Origin of the sequence: Comamonas antarctica (genome assembly GCF_013363755.1) — a bacterium.
In the GTDB taxonomy this organism is placed as follows: domain Bacteria; phylum Pseudomonadota; class Gammaproteobacteria; order Burkholderiales; family Burkholderiaceae_C; genus Comamonas; species Comamonas antarctica.
The window spans coordinates 99,202-123,098 of sequence record NZ_CP054841.1 but is presented as its reverse complement, the minus strand read 5'-3'; the positions used below and the strand labels follow the sequence as shown (position 1 = coordinate 123,098).

The following is a 23,897-nucleotide window of genomic DNA, read 5'->3' as shown; positions in this document are numbered from 1 at the left end:
TTCCCGCTGCCTGACGGCGCCGCGCCCTGGCCACAGCCAAGGCGCGCTGGCGGAGCCGTTGCCGCCCGATTTTCCTTTGCTTTTTGTTTTCCGACCTTTGCGCCGGAAGGCGGCGTTGCGTCCAAAAGCGCCGCCTGCCTGCGCCTTCACCTTGAGAGACCGACCATGAAACCGCATTTCCTTTCTTCCCTGCCGCAACGCTGGCGCACCGCCGCCATTGCCGCCGCCGCGATTGCGGTCGTGGGCGGCGCGGCCTTTGGCCTGCAAGCCTCCGCGCAGGGCGCCGCCGAGGGTGCGCCGGCCGCGCCGCCGGCAATTCCCGTCTCCGTGGCCCAGGTCGTGCAGCAGGACGTCGCGCTCTGGGACGAATTCTCGGGCCGGCTTGAAGCCGTGCAGCGCGTCGATATCCGCCCGCGCGTGGCCGGCGCGGTGCAGGCCGTGCACTTTCGCGAAGGCGCGCTGGTGAAGAAGGGCGACTTGCTGTTCAGCGTCGATCCGGCGCCGTTCGCGGCCGAGGTCGACCGCGCGCAGGCCCAGGTCGTGGCCGCGCAGGCGCGGCTGTCGTACACCCGCAGTGAAATGGAGCGCTCGACGCGGCTGTGGGAAGAGCGCGCGATTGCGCAGCGCGAACACGACGAGCGCGTGAACGCGCAGCGCGAAGCCGATGCCAACCTGCGCGCCGCGCAGGCGGCGCTGCAGACCGCGCGCCTGAACCTGGGATACACCGAGGTGCGCGCGCCGATCGCGGGCCGCGCGGGCCGCGTCGAAGTCACCGTCGGCAACCTGGTGGCGTCGGGCGCGGGCGCGCCGGTGCTGACCACGCTGGTGTCGGTGAGCCCGATCTATGCGAGTTTCGACAGCGACGAGCAGGTGGTGGTCAAGGCCCTGGACGGCCTGGCCGCGGGGCCGGGCGGGCGCGCGCGCATCGAGCGCATTCCGGTGCAGATGGGCACGGGCACGGCCGGCGGCACGCCGCATACCGGCCAGCTGCAGCTGATCGACAACCAGGTCGATGCGCAAAGCGGCACGGTGCGGGTGCGCGCGGTGTTCGACAACGCCGACGGCGCGCTGATGCCGGGCCAGTTCGCGCGCATCCGCATGGGCCAGGCGCGCAGCACGCAGGCGGTGCTGGTCAGCGAACGCGCGGTCGGCACCGACCAGAACAAGAAATACGTGATGGTCGTGGGCGCGGGCGACACCGCCGAGTACCGCGAGGTGCAGCTGGGCGCGCCCTTCGAGGGCCTGCGCATCGTCACTTCGGGACTCCAGGCCGGCGAGCGCGTGGTCGTCAACGGCTTGCAGCGCGTGCGTCCCGGCGCGCGCATTGAAGCCCAGGACGTGCCCATGCTCGCCAAGGCACCAGCCGCCTGAACGCGCTGAACCACCAGAAGAACACCATGAATCTTTCCCGCTTTTTCATCGACCGACCGATCTTTGCCGGCGTGCTGTCGGTGCTGATCTTCCTGGCCGGCCTGATCGCCTTGCGCGCGCTGCCGATCTCGGAGTATCCCGATGTCGCGCCGCCGTCGGTGGTGGTGCGCGCCCAGTACCCGGGCGCCAACCCCAAGGTGATTGCCGAGACCGTCGCCACGCCGCTCGAGGAATCGATCAACGGCGTCGAAGGCATGCTCTACATGGGCAGCCAGGCGACGACCGATGGCGTGATGACGCTCACCGTGACGTTCGCGCTCGGCACCGACCCCGACAAGGCGCAGCAGCTGGTGCAAAACCGCGTCTCGCAGGCCGAGCCGCGCCTGCCCGAGGAGGTGCGCCGGCTCGGCATCACCACCATCAAGAGCGCGCCCGACCTGACCATGGTCGTGCACATGGCCTCGCCCAACGGCCGCTATGACATCGACTACCTGCGCAACTACGCGGTGCTCAACGTCAAGGACCGGCTCGCGCGCATTCCCGGCGTCGGCCAGGTGCAGATCTTCGGCGGCGGCGACTATGCCATGCGCGCCTGGCTCGACCCGCAGAAGATCGCGCAGCGCGGCCTGTCGGCGGCCGATGTCGTGGCTGCCATCCGCGGCCAGAACGTGCAGGCCGCGGCCGGCGTGGTCGGCGCCTCGCCCGGCCTGCCCGGCGTGGACATGCAGCTGTCGATCAACGCCCAGGGCCGGCTGCAGACCGAGGAGGAGTTCGGCGACATCATCGTCAAGTCGGGCGCCGACGGCGCGGTGACGCGGCTGCGCGATGTCGCGCGGCTCGAACTCGGCGCGGCCGATTACGCGCTGCGCTCGCTGCTCAACAACGAGCCCGCGGTGGGCATGGGCGTGTTCCAGGCACCGGGCTCGAACGCGCTCGACATCTCGGCGAATGTGCGCGCCACCATGGCCGAGCTGCAAAAGAACATGCCCGAAGGCGTGGAGTTCCGCATTGCCTACGACCCGACGCAGTTCGTGCGCGCCTCGATCAAGTCGGTGATCACCACGCTGCTCGAAGCCGTGGCGCTGGTGGTGCTGGTGGTGGTGCTGTTCCTGCAGACCTGGCGCGCCTCGATCATTCCGCTGCTGGCCGTGCCGGTGTCGGTGGTCGGCACCTTTGCCGTGCTGCACCTGCTGGGCTTCTCGATCAACGCGCTGAGCCTGTTCGGCTTGGTGCTGGCCATCGGCATCGTGGTCGACGACGCCATCGTGGTCGTGGAAAACGTCGAGCGCAATATCGAGACCGGCCTGTCGCCGCGCGAAGCCACCTACCGCGCGATGCGCGAGGTGTCGGGCCCGATCATTGCGATTGCCTTGGTGCTGGTCGCGGTGTTCGTGCCGCTGGCCTTCATCAGCGGGCTCACGGGCCAGTTCTACCGCCAGTTCGCGGTGACCATCGCGATCTCCACGGTGATTTCAGCGATCAACTCGCTGACGCTCGCGCCCGCGCTCAGCGCGCTGCTGCTCAAGGGCCACGATGCGCCCAAGGACGCGCTCACGCGCGGCATGGACCGCGTGCTGGGCGGCTTCTTCCGACGCTTCAACCGGCTGTTCCAGCGCGGCTCGGATGCCTACAGCGGCGGCGTGCAGCGCGTGATCGGCCGCAAGGCGCTGATGCTGGTGATCTATCTGGCGCTGGTCGGCGCGACCTGGGGCCTGTTCAAGCTGGTGCCCGGCGGCTTCGTGCCGGCGCAGGACAAGCAATACCTGGTGGGCTTTGCGCAGTTGCCCGATGGCGCGACGCTGGACCGCACCGATGAAGTGATTCGCCGCATGGGCGAGATCGTCAAGCAGAACCCGAACGTCGAGGACGCGCTGGCGTTCACCGGCCTGTCGATCAATGGCTTCACCAACAGCTCGAACTCGGGCGTGGTGTTCGTCACGCTCAAGCCGTTTGCCGAGCGCACGCGCGCCGACCAGAGCGGCGCGGCCGTGGCCGGGCAACTGAACCAGGCCTTTGGCAGCATCCAGGAAGCCTTCATCGCGCTGTTCCCGCCGCCGCCCGTGGCCGGCCTGGGCACGACCGGCGGCTTCAAGCTGCAGATCGAAGACCGTGCCTCGCTGGGCTATGAAGCCATGGACGCGGCCGTCAAGGCCTTCATGGCCAAGGCCTACCAGACGCCCGAACTCGCCGGCCTGTTCACCAGCTGGCAGGTCAACGTGCCGCAGCTCTACGCGAATATCGACCGCACCAAGGCGCGCCAGCTGGGCGTTCCGGTCACGGACATCTTCGAGACGCTGCAGATCTATCTGGGCAGCCTGTACGCCAACGACTTCAACCAGTTCGGCCGTACCTACAGCGTGCGCGTGCAGGCCGATGCGGCGTTTCGCGCGCGCGCCGAGGACGTGGGCCTGTTGCAGGTGCGCTCGAGCACGGGCCAGATGGTGCCGCTGTCGGCGTTGATGAAGCTCGAGCCGAGTTTCGGCCCCGAGCGCGCGATGCGCTACAACGGTTTCCTGTCGGCCGACGTCAGCGGCGGGCCTGCGCCCGGCTTCTCCTCGGGCCAGGCCCAGGCCGCGATCGAACGCGTGGCCGACGAGACGCTGCCCCAGGGCATCGGCTTTGAATGGACCGAGCTGACCTACCAGGAGATCCTGGCCGGCAACTCCGCGCTGCTGGTGTTCCCGCTGGCCATCCTGCTGGTGTTCCTGGTGCTGGCCGCGCAGTATGAAAGCCTCACGCTGCCGATTGCCATCATCCTGATCGTGCCCATGGGCTTGCTCGCGGCCATGACCGGGGTCTGGCTCAGCGGCGGCGACAACAACGTGTTCACGCAGATCGGGCTGATCGTGCTCGTGGGCCTGTCGGCGAAGAACGCCATCCTGATCGTCGAGTTCGCGCGCGAGCTCGAATTTGCCGGGCGCACGCCCGTGCAGGCGGCCATCGAGGCCAGCCGGCTGCGGCTGCGGCCCATCCTGATGACCTCGCTGGCGTTTGTCATGGGCGTGCTGCCCCTGGTGCTGGCCACGGGCGCGGGCGCCGAGATGCGCAGCGCGATGGGCGTGGCGGTGTTCTTTGGAATGATCGGCGTCACGGCCTTCGGCCTGTTCCTCACGCCGGTGTTCTATGTGCTGCTGCGGCGCATGGCCGGCAACCGGCCGCTGCTGCAGCACCCGCAGGCCGGGCCCGCGGGCTCCGGCGCCAATGCCCATCCCGTGCTGGCCGCGCCGCGCGGCCCTGCTGAATAAGAAGAAAGCTGCCATGAAACCCATACCCCACCCTGGCCGGCGCACGCTGGCCCTGCTGACCCCGCTGTTTGCCGCGCTGGTGCTGGCCGGCTGCGCCAGCGCCCTGCCGGCCCCGCCCGAAAACGCGGGCGTGGAAATACCTGCGCGCTTCAGCGGCGCGCCGGCCGCCGCCGCCGCCGCGGCCGAAGCCCAGCCGCGCGGCGCCTGGTGGCTGGCGTTTGCCGATCCGCAGCTCAGCGCGCTGGTCGAGCGCGCCGGTGACGCCAACACCGATATCCAGGCCGCGGCCGCGCGGCTGGCCGAAGCGCGCGCGCTGCTGCGTTCGGCCGATGCGCAGCGGCTGCCGCAGCTCGGTGCATCCGCCGGCGTCGGGCGCCAGGCCGGGGCGCAGTCCACGGGCGGCGCCGCGCCGGCCACCTTGGGTACGGCGGGCTTGAATCTGTCGTATGAGGTCGATCTGTCGGGCCGGCTGTCGCAGGCCAGCGCCGCGGCGCTGCAGGATGCGCAGGCGCGCGCCGCGCTGCTGCAAAGCACGCGGCTGATGGTGCAGGCCGATGTCGCCCAGGCCTATCTGCAGCTGCGCGGGCTGCAGGACGAGCGCGCGCTGCTGGCGCAAAGCCTGGACATCTACCGCGACAGCCTGCGCCTCACGTCGCGCCGCTTCGAGGCCGGCGACGCCGCCGAACTCGATCTGGCGCGCATGCAGACCGAGGTATCGGCCACCGCTTCCGAGCTGCTGGCGCTCGACCGGCAGCAGGCGCTGCTGCGCAATGCACTGGCGCTGCTGGTGGGCGATGTCGCCGGCGCGTTCAGCGTCGCGCCGGGGGCGCCGGCGGCGCTGCCGCTGATACCCGCGGGCGTGCCGGCCGCGGTGCTGGCGCGCCGGCCCGATGTCGCGGCCGCGCAGGCCACGGTGCAGGCCGCGCTGGCGCGCGTCGGCGTGGCGCAGGCGGCGTGGTTTCCGCAGATCGTGCTCACCGCGCAGGGCGGCTACGCCTCGCCCGAACTGGGCGACCTGCTGCGCTGGTCGGCGCGTTCCTGGGGCGTCAACGCACTGCTGTCATTGCCGGTTTTCGACGGCGGCCAGCGCGCCGCGCAGGAACAGGGCGCGAAGGCCCGGCTCGAAGCCGCCGTGGCCGCGCAGCGCGGCCAGGTGCTCACGGCGTTTCGCGACGTCGAGGACCAGCTCAGCGCGCTGCGCCTGCTGGGCGAGCAGTCGCAGGTGCTGGCGCAGGCGGTGGAATCGGCCGAGCGCGCGAGCCATCTGTCGGACGTGCGCTGGCGCAACGGCTATGTGAGCCAGCTCGAGCTGCTGGACGCGCGCCGCAATGCGCTGCGCCAGCGCCGCAACGCGCTGCAGCTGCGCAGCGCGCAGTACACCACCACGGTGATGCTGATCCGCGCCCTGGGCGGCAGTTGGGAGCCGGCAGCCGGCGCTTCGCGCATCGCGCCGGCGTCTTAGGCCGGCAGGCGCGCCGGCCCGCACGGCCCGAAGCGGTCTTGCGGGCTCTCCTACGCCGCTGTCCGCGCAGCGACTACCCCGGCGCGCGCACGCCGGACGTAGGCTCGGGGTTTGCAGCGACCACTGCGCCACCGATAGAAAGGACTGCCATGAACACCCCCAACACCGTCTCGAGCGTCATTTCCTCCGACCGCGTCAACGGCACCAATGTCTACAATCCCGCCGGCGAGAAGCTGGGCACGATCGACACGCTGATGATCGACAAGCTGTCGGGCAAGGTGCGCTACGCCGTCATGGAATTCGGCGGATTCCTGGGCATCGGCACCGACCGTTATCCGCTGCCCTGGGACACACTCAAGTACGAGCCCGAAATGGGCGGCTATGTGGTGTCGCTGCAGCGCGAGCAGCTCGAGGGCGCGCCACGCTATGCACGCGATGACTATCCCGAGTACACCGATGAATACGGCCGCCGCGTGAACGACTACTACGGCGTGCCGTATATCTGACCATCCCGCGCCGCCGCCTGCGCCTCGAGCCATCCCTTCTTGCGGGGGATGGCTTTTCTTTTGGACCAGACGCTGTTCGCAATGCATATGTCCATCGCGCCCGCGCGCAGGCGCGCAGGCGCTCGGGCGGCAGGCCGGCCCAGGTCAGCGCCGTCAGGGGGTGCGAAGAAGGCCATGGCGGCCGCACCCATATTCACGACGCTGCTTTCAATGTTTGCCCGAACATGATGCGGCTACACGGGAGCGATGATGTCTGATCCCTTGTGCTTCGTCAAAAATATCGTCAAATTGGGCGAGCTGAAATCGCGAATCCTGCTGTCTTTTGCAGCCATCGGATTTTATTCGGCGGCAATGGTGGCGCAGCCGTTTTTGATAGCCTTGATCGTTCGGGAAATGGCCCAGCAATCCACCATGGAGGTTCGTGTTGGCGTGGTCTTCCTGGCGGCTGCCATGGTCCTCTCTGGAGCCATGGCGTACGCAGTGGCTGAAATCAATAATTCCGTGCTGCAGGATATCCGCTGTACATCCAAGTATGCATTGTACGAATGCCTGCTGAGCAAACCCCTGGAATTTTTTCACGGCTTGAACCAAGGATCGATTGAAGCCGCGGTGGCCACGGCTTCGCAGGCGGTGCGGACCATGGTTTTTGAGGGGCTCAATGCGCTGGTGCGGGCTTTGTTTTTTATCGTTTTTTCTGCTGTCCTGGTCTTTGTGAAACTGCCAGTGCATGGTTTCATTTTCGTTGTTGCCGCGGCTTTTTATTGCTGCATGGCATACCGGCTGGCACGCAGTTCGTCGAGGCATGTGGCCGATGCCGTGCTTGCCACCGTCAGTGCTTCCAAAGAGGTTTCCGATATTATTTTCAATATCGATTCGGTCGTGGGGAATGACATGGGGTATGTGGAGAGGAACAGAATTTCCACATTTCTTGAGGTGGAGAGGGCTGCCTATAGAAAAGCGCAAGCTTTGATGGATAGAAATGATTTCCTGCAGAGGTCATTCCTGGCCCTGGTTTTCATTGTTTTCATCGTTTCCGTGGCGGCCAGCGGTGGTGGCGATGCCGCCAGTGCCGTGATGCTGTACGTCATCGGACTGATTTCATACGTGCAACTTGACACGGTAGGAAAATCGCTCAACACCGTTTTCGAGCAACTCCACAAGCTGGAGACCGTGCTTGAAGGCTTGGAATACGGGGGGGTGAAAGACGAACCACTGCAGAGCGCAATATTCGACACGGGCGCTGTGGGAGTGGATATCGACCACGTCTTTTTTCATTACGTCGAGGGCCGGCCGCTCCTGTGCGACCTTTGTATCAAGCTGGAGCCCGCAGGCCGATACTTGATCACGGGACCCAGTGGCACGGGCAAATCCTCTTTGTTGAAGATTTTGGCCGGGCGGCTGGAGCCACAGGCAGGACAGGTGCGGTATGCGGGCCGAGCGGCGCGCGCGCTTTCGCGCCGCGACCGATCGCGGCTGATGTCCATCATTCCCCAGGATGCCAAGCTGTTCGATCGCTCGGTCTACGCCAATGCGACCTATGGCCTCGAGCATGTGCCGTATGACGAAGTGCAGACGCTGCTGCTGGGCTTGAAATTGGAGCGGCTGCAGCGCCAGGAGGGGGCGTGCTGGCTGGATGCCGGCGTCGGCAAGGACGGTCTGGACCTGAGCGGCGGAGAAAGGCAGCGGATCCTGCTGGCCCGCGCAATTTTGCAGGCGCGCCCGCTGTTGCTGCTCGACGAGGCCACCTCGGCGCTCGACGCGCAGACTGAAGCTGCCGTGCTGCAGTTGCTGCACGAGCGCCTGCCCGATACCACCATCGTGGCGGTCAGCCACAGGCCGCATGCGCAGCAGGCGGGGTATCGCACGCTGGCACTGGACCAGGGTGCGATGCCTTGAAGCCGCGGATCAGTGCGCGCCGCCCGCGTCGGCCGCGGCCGCGCCCGGCGTGGGCCGCCGGGTCAGCCAGATCAGGCCGATCAGCAGCAGGAACAGATATGACGATCCGAGGAAGATGTCGTCGGCGGCGCGCGTGAACGCCTGCTGGTCGATGAGCCGGTTGATCTGCACCAGCGCCTGCTCCTTGCCCAGCCCCGTGGCCTGCAGGTTCTGCAGCATCGCGCCAAACACGCCCTGGCCTTCGATCAAGCCTTCGGTCAGATGCGCATGGTGCATCGTCGCGCGGTCGCTCCACAGGGTGGTCGCAATGGACGTTCCCATGGCGCCCGCGGTGATGCGCACGAAGTTGCTCAGCCCCGCGGCCGCGGGAATGCGCTCGGGCGGCAGGCCGGCCAGGGTCAGCGTGGTCAGCGGGATGAAGAAGAACGCCATGGCCGCGCCCTGGATCAGCGTCGGCAGCAGGATATGCGCGAAGTCGGTCTCGGTCGTGAAATGCGAGCGCATCCAGAGCACCAGCGCAAACACCACGAACGCCGCGGTCGCCATCTTGCGCGGGTCCCATTGGCCGACCTTCTTGCCCACCAGTGGCGTGAGCAGGATGGCAAACACGCCCACGGGCGCGAGCGCCATGCCGGCCGAGGTGGCGGTGTAGCCCATCCACTGCTGCAGCCACAGCGGCATCAGCACCACGTTGCCGAAGAACAGCCCGTAGGCCACCGACAGCGCCACCGAGCCCGCGGCGAAGTTGCGCCGCGCAAACAGCCGCAGATCGACCACCGGGTGCTCATCGGTCAGTTCCCAGACGATGAAGACCGCCAGGCCCACCACCGCCACCACGGCCATGGTGATGATCTCGCCCGACGCAAACCAGTCGAGTTCCTTGCCCTTGTCGAGCATCAGCTGCAGCGCGCCGACCCACAGCACCAGCAGCGACAGGCCCACGGTGTCGATCGGCAGCTTGCGCGTGGGCGTCTCGCGCTGGCGGTAGATGCCCCAGGTCAGCGCGGCCGCGAACAACCCGACCGGCACGTTGATATAGAAGATCCAGGGCCAGGAGATGTTGTCGGTGATCCAGCCGCCCAGCAGCGGCCCGACCACCGGGGCCACCAGCGTGGTCACCCCCCATAGCGCCAGCGCGGTGCCGGCCATGGCCGCGGGATAGCTCGACAGCAGCAGGGTCTGCGACAGCGGGATCATCGGGCCCGCGACCAGGCCTTGCAGCACGCGGAAGAACACCAGCATTTCCAGCGAGTTGGCAAACCCGCAGAGCCAGGAGGTCAGCACGAACAGCAGCACGCTCATGGTGAACAGCCGCACCGCGCCAAAGCGCTGCGTGAGCCAGCCGGTGAGCGGCACCGAGATCGCGTTGGCGACGCCAAAGCTGGTGATCACCCAGGTGCCCTGGGTCGAGCTCACGCCCAGGTCGCCGGAAATCGACGGAATCGCCACGTTGGCAATCGACGAATCCAGCACGTTCATGAAGGTCGCCAGCGACAGCGCCATGGTGCCCAGCAGCAGCGCCGGGCCATGCAGCGGCGACAGCTTCAGCGGGGCGGCGGGCGCGCCGGCCGGACGCGGGGCGGCCCCCGCGGCAGCGGTGGAAGGGGTACTCATGCGAATACGCTCCTGCCGCTCAGGCGCCCGTGGCGGGAGCAGCCGCGGGCAGCGCGGTCAGCGCCGGCAGCACTTCGCCGGCGATGATGCGCGCGATGCGCGCATCGGCATCGGCCATGCCGGTCGCATAGACCGTGGTCGAGGCAACGGGCGCGGTGCGCGGCACGCTGGCGAGCATCGCGCCGGCATTGCCGTCCTGGCTGCGCACGTCGACCTTGGCTTCCATCGACAGGCCCACGCGCAGCGGATGGCTGGCCAGATCGGCGGGGTCGAGCGCGATGCGCACCGGCACGCGCTGCACCACCTTGATCCAGTTGCCGGTGGCGTTTTGCGCCGGCAGCAGTGCAAACGCCGCGCCCGTGCCCGCGCCCAGGCCCAGCACCTTGCCGTGGTAGGTGACCTTGTCACCATAGACATCGGCCGTGACTTCGGCGCTCTGGCCGATGCGCAGGCCGGCAATCTGGCTTTCCTTGAAGTTGGCATCGACCCACAGGTCGTTGAGACCGACCACGGTCATGACCGGCGCGCCCGCGGCGATGCGCTGGCCCAGCTGCACGCCGCGCTTGGCGACATGGCCCTCGACCGGCGACAGCAGGCGCGTGCGCTGCAGCGCCAGATAGGCCTCGCGCACCTTCGCCGCGGCGCGCACCACGTTCGGGTGCTCCTGCGCGGTGCTGCCCTCGGTCTGCGCCTGCGCTGCGGTGAGCTGGGCGCGCGCGGCGCGCACCGCGGCCTGGGCCGCGCCGACGGCGTTGCGGTTGGCCGCGGCCTGGGTCTGCGCGTGTTCGAACTCTTCCTTGCCAACCGCGCCCGTGGCCAGCAGCGGCTGGCGCCGCGCCACATCCTGCTGGGCGCGTGCGGCATCGGCCTCGAGGCGCTGCAGCTCGGCTTCGCGCAGCGCGACTTGCGCTTGCAGCGGGGCATTGTTGGCATAGAGCGCGCGCACTTCGCGCACCGTCTGCGCGAGCTGGGCTTCGGCCTGGGCCAGCGCGACCAGCGCGTCGGAGGCGTCGAGCTGCACCAGCAGCTGGCCCGGGCGCACGAAGTCGGTGTCGTCGGCGCCGATGCTGACCACGGTGCCGCCGAGCTGCGGCGTGATCTGCACCACGTTGCCCGCGGCATAGGCGTTGTCGGTGGTCTCGAAGTTGCGGCCATGGCTCCAGTGCCACGCGCCCCAGCCCAGGCCCACGACGGCCACGGCAGCGGCAATGAGGGTCAGGCCCTTGCGGCGGGCACGGGGGTTGCCGGTGGCGGCGGGAGCGGCGGCTTGCTTTTGATCGGTCATGAGAATTGGCGCTTTGTTATGTCGGTGAAGTTTTTGCGTCCCGGGCAGCGCGCTGCCCATCCAGGAAAAAAGGGTTTCAGCGCTGGCTGACCTGCAGCTGCGCGGTGGTATCGGTCCAGCCGCCGCCCAGCGCCTGCATCAGGTTGATGCGGCTGTCGAGCTGGCGCGCCTGGATGTCCACGGCGAGGCGGCGCTGCACGATGACCTGGGTCTCGGTCTGCAGCAGCGTGACCTGGCCGCTCAGGCCGGCGCGAAAGCGCTGCAGCGCGAAGTCATAGGCCTGCTCGGCTTTGCGCACCGATTCGGCCTGCAGCGTCTGCTGGCGGCGCAGCGACTGCACCGAGGCAATCGCATCGCCGGCCTGCTTGACCGCGTCGAGCACCGCGCCGTTGTACTGCGCAATGGCGGTGTCGCGCTCGGCTTCGCGGCCGCGCAGTTGGGCGCGCAGGCGCGTGCCTTCGAAGATCGGCAGGCGCAGCGCAGGCGTCACGCCCAGCTGGCGCGAGCTGCCCTGCAGCAGCTGATCGAGGCCGATGGCGTTCAGCCCGACAAACGCGCTCAGGCTGATGTCGGGGTAGAAATCGGCACGCGCGCGTGCAATGTCCTGGCCGGCGGCCTCGACGCGCCAGCGTGCGGCCACGATGTCGGGGCGGCGGCCCAGCAGGTCCACGCCCAGCGCCTGGGGCACCTCCTGCAGCGCCAGTTGCGCGAGTTGCGGCTGCAGGTCCTGCTGCGCATCGGGCGCCTGGCCGCACAGCACGGCCAGCGTGCGCCGTGCCAGCGTGATCTGCTCCTCGAGCATCTCGATCTGCGTGCTGGCTTCGGGCAGGCCGGCCTCGGCCTGGGTCAACTCGACCTGGCTGTCGAGGCCCGCGCCCGTGCGCTGCTGGCTCAGCTCCAGCAGCTGCTGGCGCTGCGCCAAGGTGCGCTGCGCGACATCGCGCTGGGCGAAGAGCCGCGCCAGCGCGACATAGCTGCGCGCCACCTGGGCGGCGAGCTGGTTGGCGGCCGCGGCGCTGTCGGCCTGGGCAGCGCGCGCCTGGCCGAGGGCTGCTTCGAGTTCGGCGGCATGGCGGCCGAAGAAGTCCGGCGTCCAGCTGAAGGCGACCTGGGCATTGCCGCTGTCATAGGTGTGGCCCGCCACCGGCGGCGGCACCAGGCCGTTGGCGCTGTAGCGCTGGCGCGTGGCATCGATGCCCAGCGTGCCGTGCGGCTGGCCCGCGGTGCTGCTGGCCGTGGCCAGCGCCGCCGCGCGCTCGAAGCGCGCGCGGCTCGCGGCCAGGCTCGGATTGCCTTGGAGCGCCTGGTCGACGAGCGCGTTCAGGCGCGCATCGCCCAGCGCGGTCCACCAGTCGGGCGCGGGCAAGGCGGCCGTGGTGCCGGTTTTGGCCAGGCCCGCGGCCGCGGGCGTGACTTGCGCCAGCGGCGCGTGGCCTGCGCCGGGCGCGGCGCAGCCGGCCAGGGCCAGCGCGGCGCACAGAGCCAGCAGCCTCGGGCTGCGCAGTGGAGAAAGTGATTGCATGGTGAGAGGAGGAGTGGAAATACGGAAAGTCAAGCCGTGCCGGGTATCAAGTCGGCGCTGCGCCACGCAGGGCCTCGCCGTTGTGCAGCATGCGCCGCAGCATGTCGATGAGCAGCCGGCTTTCGTCGTGGCTGAAGCCACTCAGATGGGCATTGAGCACGCTGGCCAGCGCCTGCGGCACCTTGGCGGCAATGGCCCGGCCTTCATCGGTCAGCACCAGGTGCACCACGCGCCGGTCGGTGGTCGAGCGCTCGCGGCGCAGCATGCCCTTGGCTTCGAGCCGGTCCAGCGCGCGCGTGACGGCCGCGGGGTCGATGCCCAGATCGCGCGACAGGCCGGCGCTGGTGGTGTCGCTGCAGACCATCAGCTTGTACAGCGGCAGCCACTGCACATAGGTCAGGTCATGCACGGCCAGCTCGGCGTCGGCCTGCTGCAGGATGGAACTGAGCACGCGGCGCATCAGAAACCCCACGCTTTCCTGGGGCGTATAGACACCAGCCTGGTAGAAATCCGAGGGAAGCGGGGCAGGGTTCATGTAGATGTATGTAAACGTGTTTGTTTGACTAGGCAATTATTGTCGGGTAAATGGTTGACGGGACATGGCCCCGCCAGAATGAACCCGGTTTCGACCAGGGTTTTTGCTTGCTGCTGAACCGCCCTGCGCAGACCCGTAAAATAGCCTACCGACCGTTAGGGCGGATTGCTGCTCCCAACGCCCGGTGCCGCTTGCGTTTTTTGAATTTTTGTATGACTGCGTCCCAATTGTCCCCGCGCCCGGCCTTTGCCTGGCCCTTCATGTTCCTGCTGGCGATGATCACCGCGCTTGACGCGATGGCCATCGATATGTACCTGCCGGCGTTTCCCGCGGTGGCGCGGGAGCTGGGCGCCTCGCCCGGCCAGATCCAGCAGACGCTGTCGGTGTTCCTGGTCGGCCTGGCGCTGGGGCAGGGCCTGTACGGGCCGCTGCTCGACCGCTTCGGCCGGCGCTGGCCGCTGCTCATCGGCCTGGGCATCTTCGTGCTGGGCTCGGTGCTGGCGGCGCTCGCGCACAGCGTCGAATGGCTGCTGTTCGCACGCTTTGTGCAGGCGCTGGGCGCGGCCGCGGGGCTGGTGGCGCCGCGCGCCATCGTCTCCGATGTCTGCACGGTGCCGGAATCGGCGCGCGTGTTCTCGGTGCTGATGCAGGTGATGATGATCGCGCCCATCCTCGCGCCCGTGGTCGGCGGCTGGCTGCTCACCCATGGCGGCTGGCGCATGGTGTTCTGGACGCTGGCCCTGGTCGGCATGCTGGGCGCGGCCTGGGGGCTGCGCGCGATCGGCGAAACGCTGCCGCGCGAAAAGCGTGCGCCGCTGCATGCGCGTGCCATCGTGCGCGCCTATGTGCAGCAGTGCCGCAGCGCCAGCTTCATGGCCTATACGCTGGCCGGCGGCTTCATCCTGGGTGCGCTGTTCGTCTACATCAGCGTCTCGCCCTTCGTGCTGATCGAGCACTTCGGCATGACGCCCCAACATTTCAGCTACTTCTTTGCCGCGAATGCGCTGGGCATCGTCGCGGCCGGACAGCTGAGCCTGTGGTGGACGCGGCGCTGGGGCGAGCAGCGCGTGCTGCTGGCCGGCATCGCCGTGCATGCGCTGGCGGGCTTGGCGCTGCTGCTGGCAGTGCAGGCGGGCGTTGCCGGCCTCGGCATTTATCTCGGTCTGCTGGGCTTGTCGATCTGGACGCTGGGCCTGGTGTTCGGCAACCTCACGGCGCTGACCATGGCGCAAGCCGGCGAACAGGCCGGCGTGGCCTCGGCGCTGATGGGCCTGCTGCAATACCTGATGGGCGCGGTCGTGGGCGCGCTGGTGACGCTGGCCGCGCCGGGGCTGGCGCCGCTGCCGGCGACGATCTTTGTCTGCGGCGTGCTCGCGCTGCTGTGCTGCTGGCTCGGTGCGCGCCGCGCGCCTAGCGCTGCAACGGTGCAGGCGCCGGCGCCGGCGCAGTAGCGGCCTCGAACACCGCCCAGACCGCCTGCAGCCGGCGCGCGAACTTGGCCGGCCCGGCATAGGTCAGCTCGACTTGCAGGCAGTCGATCAGGCCCAGATAGGTCCGAGTCAGCACCTCGGCGCTCAACTGCTGGGCATTGGGCACCAGGCTCGATTCGCTGATCGCGGCCAGCACGATGGCTTCGAGCTGCTCCATGAAGCCATGCATGGGCGCCATCACCTGGTCGTACAGATGGCCCGGTGGCGTATACAGCGCCCGCATCCAGAACTGCACGCGAAACGAATCGGCAAAGCGCAGCTGGATGCTCTGCAGGTAGGCATGCAGTTGCGTGCGGATCTGGGCGCCGCCCTGCAGCACGCCTTTGGCATAGTCCAGCTCGGCCGCGATCATCAGCGGAATCAGGCTCAGATACAGCGCATCCTTGTTGCGGAAATGCGCGTAGATCGATGGCTTCTTGATGCCCACGTCGGCCGCGATCTCGGCCATCGACGTCGCATCGAAACCCTGGCGCGCAAAGCGGGCAAGCGCTGCGTCTTGCAGGCGGGAGGCGGTCAGGGCAATGGTTTCCATGGCGCGGATTCTATGCGCCGCCTAGAAATAGATCTGCGCTCTGACCCACAGGCGCGGCGATTTGTCCGGCGCACTGATGGCCTTTTGGCCGCTGGTGCGCCAAGCCAGTGCCGTTTCCAGCGACCAGCCGTCGCCGTTGCGCTGCAGCCCGACGCCGGTGCCGCTGAGGCTGCGGTAATTGGCGCCCGCGATCCATGGGTGGCGCTGCAACTGGACCCGGCCGGCATCGACGAAGCCGCTGAGCTGCCAGGCTTCGGGCAGCGCGTAGCGCAGCTCCAGCGTCGCCAGCAGCCCGGCATCGCCCGAGCCCTCGCCCTGCGGATAGGCCCGCACGCCATAGCCGCCGCCCAGGCTCATCTTCTCGGAGGAATCGAGATTGCGATTGGCCCATTGGCCGTTGACCCGGCCTTGCAGGCCCCATGGGCCTGCCAGCGCCTGCCAGCGCGAGAGACCGGCGGTCAGCACCTGGAAACGGCCGCCACTGCGCGCTGTAAGCGCATCGCGGCGCTCCTGCGCTTCGCTGCCCAGGCGCAGGCTGCCGTTGAGCCAGGCCAGGCTCCATTGGCTCACCGCGCCCCCGCCCACGCGGTCTTGCCAGTTGCCGTCCAGAGACAGCGTCGTCACGGCGCTGTGCCTGGCATCTTCGCTGCCGAACAGCCCGACATGGTCGTTCAGGCGCTTTTGCGCGTATTGCAGGCGCAGGTTGAGATTCATGGCCCGCCGGCGCACCAGCGGCTGGCTCAGGTAGACGCTGGCGACATCGGCGCTGCCATAGGCGCCGAGCACTTCGAACTCCTGCGCCAGCGCATAGTTCAGGCGCGACACGCTCGCGCCGATGCGGGTGTTCCAGGGCCCGAGCGGCATCTGGTAGGCCAACTGGTAGTTGCGCAGGTGCTCGTCGCTGAGCAGGGTCTGCAGCTGGATCTGTTCGCCCATTCCCAGCGCGCCTTGGAGCTGCAGGCTGGCCGTGGCCCGGTTGGCACCGGTGTAGCGGTTGCCGAAATTGTCCAGCCCCAGGCTGGCGCTGGCCAGCGCCTGATCCTCTATCTTGACCACCAGATCCGCGCTGCCGGTCTCGGCGCCGGGCTGGAGGCTGGCGCGTGCGCGCACGCCGTTCACGTCGCCCAGCAACAGCAGGCTCGATTCCAGCGTATCGGCGCGGAGCACATCGCCACTGCGCAACTGCGACAAGGGCGCGGCGAACACCTGCGGCCGCTGGCGCGATGCGTTCTCCAGCTTGACCTCGCCCAGATGGCCTTCGATCACCGCCACGCGCACCAATCCGCCCTCCACGGTCTGTTCAGGCAGATAGGCGTAGGCAAAGGGATAGCCTTGGCTGCGATAGAGCGCGGTGATGCGCGCCAGTGCCGTTTCGAGTTGCGCCATGGTCAGCGAACGGCCGCGCAGCGGCTGCAGCAGCGCCTGCAACTGCGGCGTGGCAATCGCGCGGTTGCCGGCGATGGCAAAGTCCTCGACGTCGATGGCCGGGCCTGCCGCTTCGATCGCGGAGGGCTCGGGCGCATCGGGCAGGCGCAGCTCGATGCCTGGGGGCGCGGGCGGCGCGAGGCGTTGCTGCTCCACGCTTTCGAGCACCTTGCCGGCGTTGGGAATGAGCTGGCCGCTGGCCCATGCCGGCAGTCCCGCGAGGACGGCACCCAGGGCAAGCCCAAGCGGAGTGCTGAGAAATGAAGGCTTGGCGTTTTCGGTCATGGATGGCGCAATTCAGGGCGGGAACAATCGCAGCTGGCCGTCGCGCCCGGGCTGCGGCCCAGGGCGCCGCCGCGAGGCTTGGCGGCAGCCGCGTCCGGCGATTCGCTGCCGCGGGGTGTGCGGACTTCTCGGGATTGAGTCACCGGGCGGCGGGATTGGTTGCAGGTTTCTGCCTTGCTGGCGCAGTTTCCGCCCGGCGCCCCGGCAACCGGCCGCGACTCAGCGCGGCGGTGCGCAGGTGGCAGCAGCGTCCACGGCGTCCGCCGCGCGGCTGGCGGCGGGCCCGGCGCCTGCAGGCAGGCGGATACCGGTGTCTACCACCGCATGGATTTCAAAGACACAGCCCAAAGTCTGCGCCGTAGCGCCGGTTGCGACCGCCGGCGCGCGCAGTTGCTGGCTGATGCTGTTGTGAATGGCGTCCTGCACGGGCCGGTCTTCCTTGCGCGCGGCAAGGATGTCGGCGCTGGACGTGGCGTTGTGCGCAAGCCGATAGTTGCCCGCATCCGCGCCCTCGAGCTGGCCGCTGACGTAGACGATCTTGCCGGAGCCGGCACCCGCTTCGGCAAACTGGCCCGTGGTGGTCAGCAGTACCTGGTCGCCGTCCAGTACGCCAGCCAGGCTGCCTCTTGTGCCGGCGTTGGCATTCCCATCCTCGGTCTTGCTGTCGGCGCTGATGCTGGCGGTGATGGCCCGCTGGGCGATGTCGGCGGTGGTGGTTTCGTTATGCACGAGGCGATAGTTGCCGGCATCGGCGCCGCCCAGCGTGCCGCTGACGGAGACCACCTTGGCGCTGCCGGCGTTCTTGTCCGCAAAGCTGCCGCTGGTGGACAGGCTGACGCGGTCGTCGCCCAGCACGCCGCCGAGCAGGCCATGGGTGACCGCCGCGCTACTGGCGTCATAGGTCTTGCCATCGGCGCTTATGCGGGCTTCGACGGCCAATCGGTCGATATCGGCCTTGGTCGCTGCGGTCGTATTGGCCAGCGAGTAGTTGCCGGCGTCTGCGCCCCCCAGCTCGATGCCGGTGATATCGACGTCCTTGCCAATATCGGCGTTCTTGTCGCGGAAGCTCGCGCTGGCCTTTGACACCGTGAGCTCGTCGCCCACGACCATGCCGTTGAACACGCTTTTCTGGGTGTCCAGGGTGGCGCCGGTCGTGCCGTCATAGGTCCGGTTTAGCGCGGTGATGCCGCTGACGCTGCTGATGGTGGCCTTGTCGATATTGGCTTTTGCCGTTGCGGTCGTATTGGCCAGCGAGTAGTTACCGGCGTCTGCGCCGCCCAGCTCGATGCCGCTGATATCGACGTCCTTGCCAAGATCGGCATTCTTGTCGCGGAAGCTGGCGCTGGCCTTTGACACCATGAGCTCGTCGCCCACTACCATGCCGTTAAACCCGCTGTCCTGGGTGTTCAATGTGGCGCTGGTCGTGCCGTCATAGGTCCGGTTTAGCGCGGTGATGCCGCTGACGCTGCTGATGGTGGCCTTGTCGATGTTGGCTTTGGTCGCTGCGGTCGTATTGGCCAGCGAGTAGTTGCCGGCGTCTGCGCCGCCCAGTTCGATGCCGGTGATATCGACATCCTTGGCAAGATCGGCGTTCTTGTCGCGGAAGCTGGCGTTGGCCTTTGACACCGTGAGCTCATCGCCCACGACCATGCCGTTAAACCCGCTGTCCTGGGTGTTCAATGTGGCGCTGGTCGTGCCGTCATAGGTCCGGTTTAGCGCGGTGATGCCGCTGACGCTGCTGATGGTGGCCTTGTCGATATTGGCTTTGGTCGCTGCGGTCGTATTGGCCAGCGAGTAGTTGCGCGCATCGGCGCCGCCCAGCGTGATGCCGGTGATATCGACATCCTTGCCCCTATCCGCATTCTTGTCTCGGAAGCTGGCGCTGGCCTTTGACACCGTGAGCTCGTCGCCCATGACCATGCCGTTGAATGCGCTGTCCTGGGTGTTCAGGGTGGCGCTGGTCGTGCCGTCATAGGTCCGGTTTTCTGCGGTGATGCCGCTGACGCTGCTGATTTGAGCTTTGGAGATATCGGCTTTGGCGGCAGCGGTCGTATTGGCCAGCGAATAGTTGCGCGCATCGGCGCCGCCCAGTTCGATGCCGGTGATATCGACATCCTTGCTAATATCGGCGTTCTTGTCTCGGAAGCTCGCGTTCGCCTTTGCCACCGTGAGTGCATCGCCCATGACCATGCCGTTGAATGCGCTGTCCTGGGTGTTCAATGTGGCGCCGGTCGTGCCGTCATAGGTCCGGTTCTGGGCGGTAATGCCTTCGACCTGGGTGATCTCGGCCCTGGCGATGTCGACCCGGGTGCTGGCCTGGTTGTTTTTCAGCGTGTAGTTGCCTGCGTCGTCACCGGTTAGCGTGATGCCGGTGATCGCCACTTCCTTGCGCTGGCCGGCGTTTTTGTCGAGCATGTTGCCGATGGCCTGGTCCACGCTCAGCGAATCGCCTGCCAGCAAACCCTCGAAGGAGGCTTTGTCAGTGTGCAGTTCGACCCCGGTCTTGCTGTCATAGATCCGGTTCTGGGCGGTAATGCCGTCGACTTGGGTGATCTCCGCCTTGGCGATGTCGACCCGGGTGCTGGCCTGGGTGTTTTTCAGCGCGTAGTTGCCCGCATCGTCGCCGGCCAGCGTGATGCCGGTGATCGCCACTTCCTTGCCAGGGCCGGCGTTCTTGTCGAGCATGTTGCCGATGGCCTGATCCACGCTCAGCGAATCGCCTGCCAGCAAGCCCGCGAACGAGGCTTTGTCAGTGTGCAGTTCGACCCCGGTCTTGCTGTCATAGGTCCGGTTCTGGGCGGTGATGCCGGCAACCTGGGCAATCTCGGCCTTGGCGATGTTGACCGTGGTGGTGGCCGTGTCGTTTTTGAGCGCGTAGTTGCCCGCGTCGTCGCCGGTTAGCGTGATGCCGGTGATCGCCACTTCCTTGCGCTGGCCGGCGTTCTTGTCGAGCATGCTGCCGCTGGCCTTGTCCACGCTCAGCGAATCGCCTGCCAGCAAACCCGCGAAGGAGGCTTTGTCAGTGTGCAGTTCGATCCCGGTCTTGCTGTCATAGATCCGGTTCTGGGCGGTAATGCCGTCTACCTGGGTGATCTCCGCCTTGGCGATGTTGACCGTCGTGGTGGCCGTATCGTTTTTGAGCGCGTAGTTGCCTGCGTCTTCGCCGGCCAACGTAATGCCGATGATGTTGACCTTCTTGCCATCGCCGGCGTTCTTGTTGAGCATATTGCCGCTGGCCTTGTCCACGCTCAGCGAATCGCCTGCCAGAACGCCGGCGAACGAGGCCTTGTCAGTGTGCAGTTCGACCCCGGTCGTGCCGTCATAGGTCCGGTTTAGCGCGGTGATGCCGCTGACGCTGCTGATTTCAGCTTTAAAAATATCGGCTTTGGTCTTTGCGGTTGTATTGGCCAGCGAATAGTTTCCGGCATCGGCGCCGCCCAGTTCGATATCGGTGATATCGACATCCTTGCCAATAGCGGCGTTCTTGTCTCGGAAACTGGCGCTAGCCTTTGACACCGTGAGCTCATCGCCCACGACCATGCCGTTGAATGCGCTGTCCTGGGTGTTCAATACGGCGCTGATGGTTCCGTCATAGGTCCGGTTTTGCGCCGTGATGCCGCTGACGCTGCTGATTTCAGCTTTGGAGATATCGGCTTTCACCGTTGCCGTCGTATTGGCCAGCGTGTAGTTGCCGGCGTCTGCACCACCCAGCGTGATACCGGTGACATCAACATCTTTGGCAAGACCGGCGTTCTTGTCGCGGAAGCTGGCGCTGGCCTCTGACACCGTGAGCATATCGCCATCGATCAGGCCATTGAACCGGCTTTTCTGCGTGTTCAGGGTGGCACCGGTCGCTCCATCATAGGTGCGGTTTTCAGCGGTGATGCCGTCGACCTGGCTGATCTCCTTGGGGATGATGCGCAGGCTGGCACTGGTTGCATAGCTGATGTCATAACCCTGCTGGGTCGAGTAAAGCCCATCGATGGACAGGTTTGCGCCGTTGTAGTTGCCGACGTTTTTGGAACTGGCTGTGTAGCGCAATGCTCCCAGAAGCTGGGTGCTGTCCCCGATCTCGGGCTTGGCGTAATCGGCGATTACATGAACATTGCTGCCGTTATAGGTACTCGTGGCATCGCTGCCTATGGTCACTGCCGTCAGAAAGCTGCGCAGCAAGGGCGCGGTCTCACCTTCATAGATGCGCCATACCGCGTTGCTGCCGCCTTGGTTGCTGATATCCCAGTTCGCATAGGTCGCGAGCTGTTTCATTTGCTCCGAGGTCTTGCCCAGGCCTCCAGCGCTGGTTTGCTCGCCGGTGGTCTCAGTGTTCCAGTACGAGTTGTTGATTTCGCTGCGATCTGTAAAACCTATGAGGCCACCCGTGGCGAAGCTACCCGTCACCCGGCCTGTCGCGAAGCTATTGTTGACCATGCCAATGGCGAGATTGCCGACCAAGCCACCGATGTCGGTGCTACCCGACACGGCGCCGGTTGCGTAGGCGTTGTTGATGCTGCCGCCCATCTGAGCGCCGACCAAGCCGCCTGCGGCCATGTAACCCATCACCGCACCCGTGGCGTATGCGTTTGTGACGATACCGCCTTCTAGATAGCCAACCAAGCCCCCCCCAAAATGGCTATTCATGACACTGCCTGTTGCGTAGGCGTTGGTGATGGTGCCGTAGCGTTGATAGCCGACCAAGCCGCCCACGTCATCGGTACCCGTCACGCTGACTGTTGCGTAGGCATTGTTGATGCTGCCTTCGTTTTGACCGACCAAACCGCCGGTGTAAGTGGTACCCGTCACAGTGCCGGTTGCATATGCGTTACTGATGCTTCCGCGGATTTGATAGCCAACCAGCGCGCCAGTGCGTGATTTTCCGTTGATGCTGCTCTCCACAAGGCCGATATTGCGCAGCACTGCATCCCTCGCAAAGCCAAAAAGGCCCACGTTGTTCATTGCTGAACGGTTGATGTTCAACTTGTTGATGACATGGCCCAGCCCATCGAATACGCCAGTGAACAGAGTATTCGCTGTACCGATGGGCATGAAGCCTTGCGCGGTGTCGGCCGTGGCGCTCGCGTCGATGTCGCGGCCCAGCGCATATTTTCCGGCCAGCCCCTGGTTGATGCCGGATAGGTCGTCATGCGTATGAATGACCTTGAAGTCTTCTGCGTTGACCGCGAGCAGGCCGTAGCCGCTTTTCTCGAAGTCGACCCGCCCGCCGGCATAGACATTGAGATTGCTTCCTGCGACCGGAGTGGCTGTGGCATTGCCCTGCGTGCCGCCATAATTCAACGCCAGCTTGCCCTCGCCATTCACCGACATCAGCGCATTGATATTGATATTGCGGTGGGCATTGAGCGTCAGAACATTCTTGTTCCATGACACCGGGGCGTTGACATGGATATCGCCGGCTTCGCTGCCCGTGGCCAGCGTCTGCAGCGTCATTCCGGTGGTGGCCAGGCTCGACATCAGCGTGTCCGCACCAATGCCGCTGTCGGTTTTGGCACCCGCTCCCGCACTGATGGTGAAATTCGTGGCATCGATCAGCCAGGAGCCGGTCTTGCCCTGTGGGGCGAGCGTCGTGACCCGCGTGCCGGCCTCGATCTGTACATTGGCGCCGCTGGTGTCGACAAAACCGCCCTCGCCGCCGTCCGGGGCGCTGGCATCGAGCGTGCCCGCCACCCGCGTCGTGCCGCCATCGAAGCCGCCGAGCAGCACGATCTTGCCGGAGCGGTTGTCTATCGTGCGCGCCTGCACGGCGCCGGTGTTGTTGACCACGGTCTGCAAGAGCGCATCGGTGGCCTTGGCCGTCATCAGCACGCTGCCGCCATCGGCCTGGATCAGCTGGCGGTTTTCCACCAGCGCGTTGACGGCCGATTGCTGCACCTGGACATCGAGCAGACCATCGCCGGCAAAGTCCAGCAGCACCTGGTTGCCCGCGGCGAGCGCCACCGAGCCCAGGCGCGCGGCAATCGTGCCCTGGTTGCTGACGCTGCCGCCGAGCAGGACCACGGCGCCGCCGTCACTCGCGCTGATCCGCCCCTGGTTGACGATGGAGGCACCCTGCACGCTGCTGCCCGGGCCGCTGAACTGGTAGCGGCCCGCGAGAAAGTCCTGGTCGGAAAGCTTGAGCGTCGACGCCACCAAGCCGCCGACGCTGACGTTCGCGCCCGCGCCAAACAGCACGCCGTTGGGGTTGACGAGGAATACCCGGCCGTTGGCCTGCAGCGTGCCATGGATGGCCGAAGCGTCGGTACCAATCACGCGGTTCAACGCCACGGCGGCGGCGTTAGGCTGCTCGAAGATGACCTGCTGGCCCGCGCCGATATTGAAGCTTTGCCAGTCCAGGATGGCTTTGGGCAGCTCTTGCCGGATGGTCATGCGCACCGGGTCCGTATTGATCCAGGCGACGCCGGTCATCATATCCAGCCCCTGCGGTAAACCGGCGCTCGACCACGCCGGGAGCGAGCAGGCCAATGCCAAGCCGACGACCCATTGCGCTAAGAGGCAGCCGCGAGGGTGATCGGCTCTGCTGCGTGCCGCGCTGCGGCTGCGGTTGCGGCCGACCTCGCTGGTCACGCAGAAACGACCCAGGGCACGGTTCCAGAGGACACGGTAGACATGGTTCATCACAGATCGGCCGCGAAACCGCAGGCTTCGCGTGCATCGGTTAGATATGCTGGTTTGGTGGCCTCCGTGACATGCTAGTTACATTGGTTTGATAAATCG

At 66.6% G+C, this 23,897-nt stretch carries 13 protein-coding genes; 6 read left to right on the top strand and 7 right to left on the bottom strand.

Features of this window, described 5'->3' with window-relative positions; translation table 11 throughout:
- Window positions 1-165: 165 nt before the first annotated feature.
- From HUK68_RS19940 to HUK68_RS19920, 5 genes are all read left to right on the top strand, one after another.
- Window positions 166-1,371 (top strand): efflux RND transporter periplasmic adaptor subunit, encoded by a 1,206-nt coding sequence (locus HUK68_RS19940; protein ID WP_175506003.1) that lies wholly within the window; start codon window positions 166-168, stop codon window positions 1,369-1,371.
- Between the two features lie 26 nt (window positions 1,372-1,397).
- Entirely contained in the window at window positions 1,398-4,616 is a 3,219-nt protein-coding gene (locus tag HUK68_RS19935) for an efflux RND transporter permease subunit (protein WP_175506002.1), read from the top strand.
- Between the two features lie 13 nt (window positions 4,617-4,629).
- Complete coding sequence (locus tag HUK68_RS19930; protein WP_175506001.1) at window positions 4,630-6,078, top strand: efflux transporter outer membrane subunit; 1,449 nt, start codon at window positions 4,630-4,632, stop codon at window positions 6,076-6,078.
- Window positions 6,079-6,227: 149 nt separating this feature from the next.
- Window positions 6,228-6,584, top strand: a complete 357-nt coding sequence (locus HUK68_RS19925) for a PRC-barrel domain-containing protein (RefSeq protein ID WP_175506000.1) — start codon at window positions 6,228-6,230, stop codon at window positions 6,582-6,584.
- A 249-nt stretch (window positions 6,585-6,833) separates the two neighbouring features.
- Window positions 6,834-8,480: an ATP-binding cassette domain-containing protein gene (locus tag HUK68_RS19920; protein ID WP_175505999.1), complete on the top strand. Its 1,647-nt coding sequence runs from the start codon at window positions 6,834-6,836 to the stop codon at window positions 8,478-8,480.
- 9 nt (window positions 8,481-8,489) lie between these two features.
- On the opposite strand, the gene HUK68_RS19915 is transcribed toward HUK68_RS19920, so the two are convergent.
- The 4 genes from HUK68_RS19915 to HUK68_RS19900 form a co-directional block, all read right to left on the bottom strand.
- Window positions 8,490-10,094 carry a DHA2 family efflux MFS transporter permease subunit gene (locus HUK68_RS19915; protein WP_175505998.1) on the bottom strand — a complete coding sequence of 535 codons (1,605 nt, stop codon included), beginning with the start codon at window positions 10,092-10,094 and terminating at the stop codon, window positions 8,490-8,492.
- Between the two features lie 19 nt (window positions 10,095-10,113).
- A complete protein-coding gene (locus HUK68_RS19910; RefSeq protein WP_175505997.1) occupies window positions 10,114-11,379 on the bottom strand; it encodes an HlyD family secretion protein in 1,266 nt (421 codons plus the stop codon).
- Between the two features lie 76 nt (window positions 11,380-11,455).
- Window positions 11,456-12,901 carry an efflux transporter outer membrane subunit gene (locus HUK68_RS19905; RefSeq protein ID WP_175505996.1) on the bottom strand — a complete coding sequence of 482 codons (1,446 nt, stop codon included), beginning with the start codon at window positions 12,899-12,901 and terminating at the stop codon, window positions 11,456-11,458.
- Between the two features lie 46 nt (window positions 12,902-12,947).
- On the bottom strand, window positions 12,948-13,436 hold the full coding sequence (locus HUK68_RS19900) for a MarR family winged helix-turn-helix transcriptional regulator (RefSeq protein ID WP_175505995.1): 489 nt from the start codon (window positions 13,434-13,436) through the stop codon (window positions 12,948-12,950).
- A gap of 212 nt (window positions 13,437-13,648) precedes the next feature.
- Between HUK68_RS19900 and HUK68_RS19895 the strand changes: the two genes are divergently transcribed.
- Window positions 13,649-14,887, top strand: coding sequence for a multidrug effflux MFS transporter (locus HUK68_RS19895; RefSeq protein WP_175505994.1), 1,239 nt, complete (start codon window positions 13,649-13,651; stop codon window positions 14,885-14,887).
- Here HUK68_RS19895 and HUK68_RS19890 read toward each other — a convergent pair.
- The 3 genes from HUK68_RS19890 to HUK68_RS19880 form a co-directional block, all read right to left on the bottom strand.
- Window positions 14,847-15,443 carry a TetR/AcrR family transcriptional regulator gene (locus tag HUK68_RS19890; RefSeq protein ID WP_175506423.1) on the bottom strand — a complete coding sequence of 199 codons (597 nt, stop codon included), beginning with the start codon at window positions 15,441-15,443 and terminating at the stop codon, window positions 14,847-14,849. The two genes, HUK68_RS19895 and HUK68_RS19890, sit on opposite strands and share 41 nt — an antisense overlap.
- A gap of 36 nt (window positions 15,444-15,479) precedes the next feature.
- Complete coding sequence (locus HUK68_RS19885) at window positions 15,480-17,168, bottom strand: ShlB/FhaC/HecB family hemolysin secretion/activation protein (RefSeq protein ID WP_175505993.1); 1,689 nt, start codon at window positions 17,166-17,168, stop codon at window positions 15,480-15,482.
- A gap of 219 nt (window positions 17,169-17,387) precedes the next feature.
- Window positions 17,388-23,798 carry a YDG domain-containing protein gene (locus tag HUK68_RS19880; RefSeq protein ID WP_175505992.1) on the bottom strand — a complete coding sequence of 2,137 codons (6,411 nt, stop codon included), beginning with the start codon at window positions 23,796-23,798 and terminating at the stop codon, window positions 17,388-17,390.
- Window positions 23,799-23,897: the final 99 nt, after the last annotated feature.

What these genes read in the sequence shown, in the direction of transcription:
- HUK68_RS19895 (WP_175505994.1), top strand. Translation starts at nt 13,649, where the DNA reads ATGACTGCGTCCCAATTGTCCCCGCGCCCGGCCTTTGCCTGGCCCTTC.
- HUK68_RS19925 (WP_175506000.1), top strand. Translation starts at nt 6,228, where the DNA reads ATGAACACCCCCAACACCGTCTCGAGCGTCATTTCCTCCGACCGCGTC.
- HUK68_RS19915 (WP_175505998.1), bottom strand. Translation starts at nt 10,094, where the DNA reads ATGAGTACCCCTTCCACCGCTGCCGCGGGGGCCGCCCCGCGTCCGGCC.
- HUK68_RS19885 (WP_175505993.1), bottom strand. Translation starts at nt 17,168, where the DNA reads ATGACCGAAAACGCCAAGCCTTCATTTCTCAGCACTCCGCTTGGGCTT.
- HUK68_RS19930 (WP_175506001.1), top strand. Translation starts at nt 4,630, where the DNA reads ATGAAACCCATACCCCACCCTGGCCGGCGCACGCTGGCCCTGCTGACC.
- HUK68_RS19905 (WP_175505996.1), bottom strand. Translation starts at nt 12,901, where the DNA reads ATGCAATCACTTTCTCCACTGCGCAGCCCGAGGCTGCTGGCTCTGTGC.
- HUK68_RS19910 (WP_175505997.1), bottom strand. Translation starts at nt 11,379, where the DNA reads ATGACCGATCAAAAGCAAGCCGCCGCTCCCGCCGCCACCGGCAACCCC.
- HUK68_RS19935 (WP_175506002.1), top strand. Translation starts at nt 1,398, where the DNA reads ATGAATCTTTCCCGCTTTTTCATCGACCGACCGATCTTTGCCGGCGTG.
- HUK68_RS19920 (WP_175505999.1), top strand. Translation starts at nt 6,834, where the DNA reads ATGTCTGATCCCTTGTGCTTCGTCAAAAATATCGTCAAATTGGGCGAG.
- HUK68_RS19880 (WP_175505992.1), bottom strand. Translation starts at nt 23,798, where the DNA reads ATGAACCATGTCTACCGTGTCCTCTGGAACCGTGCCCTGGGTCGTTTC.
- HUK68_RS19900 (WP_175505995.1), bottom strand. Translation starts at nt 13,436, where the DNA reads ATGAACCCTGCCCCGCTTCCCTCGGATTTCTACCAGGCTGGTGTCTAT.
- HUK68_RS19940 (WP_175506003.1), top strand. Translation starts at nt 166, where the DNA reads ATGAAACCGCATTTCCTTTCTTCCCTGCCGCAACGCTGGCGCACCGCC.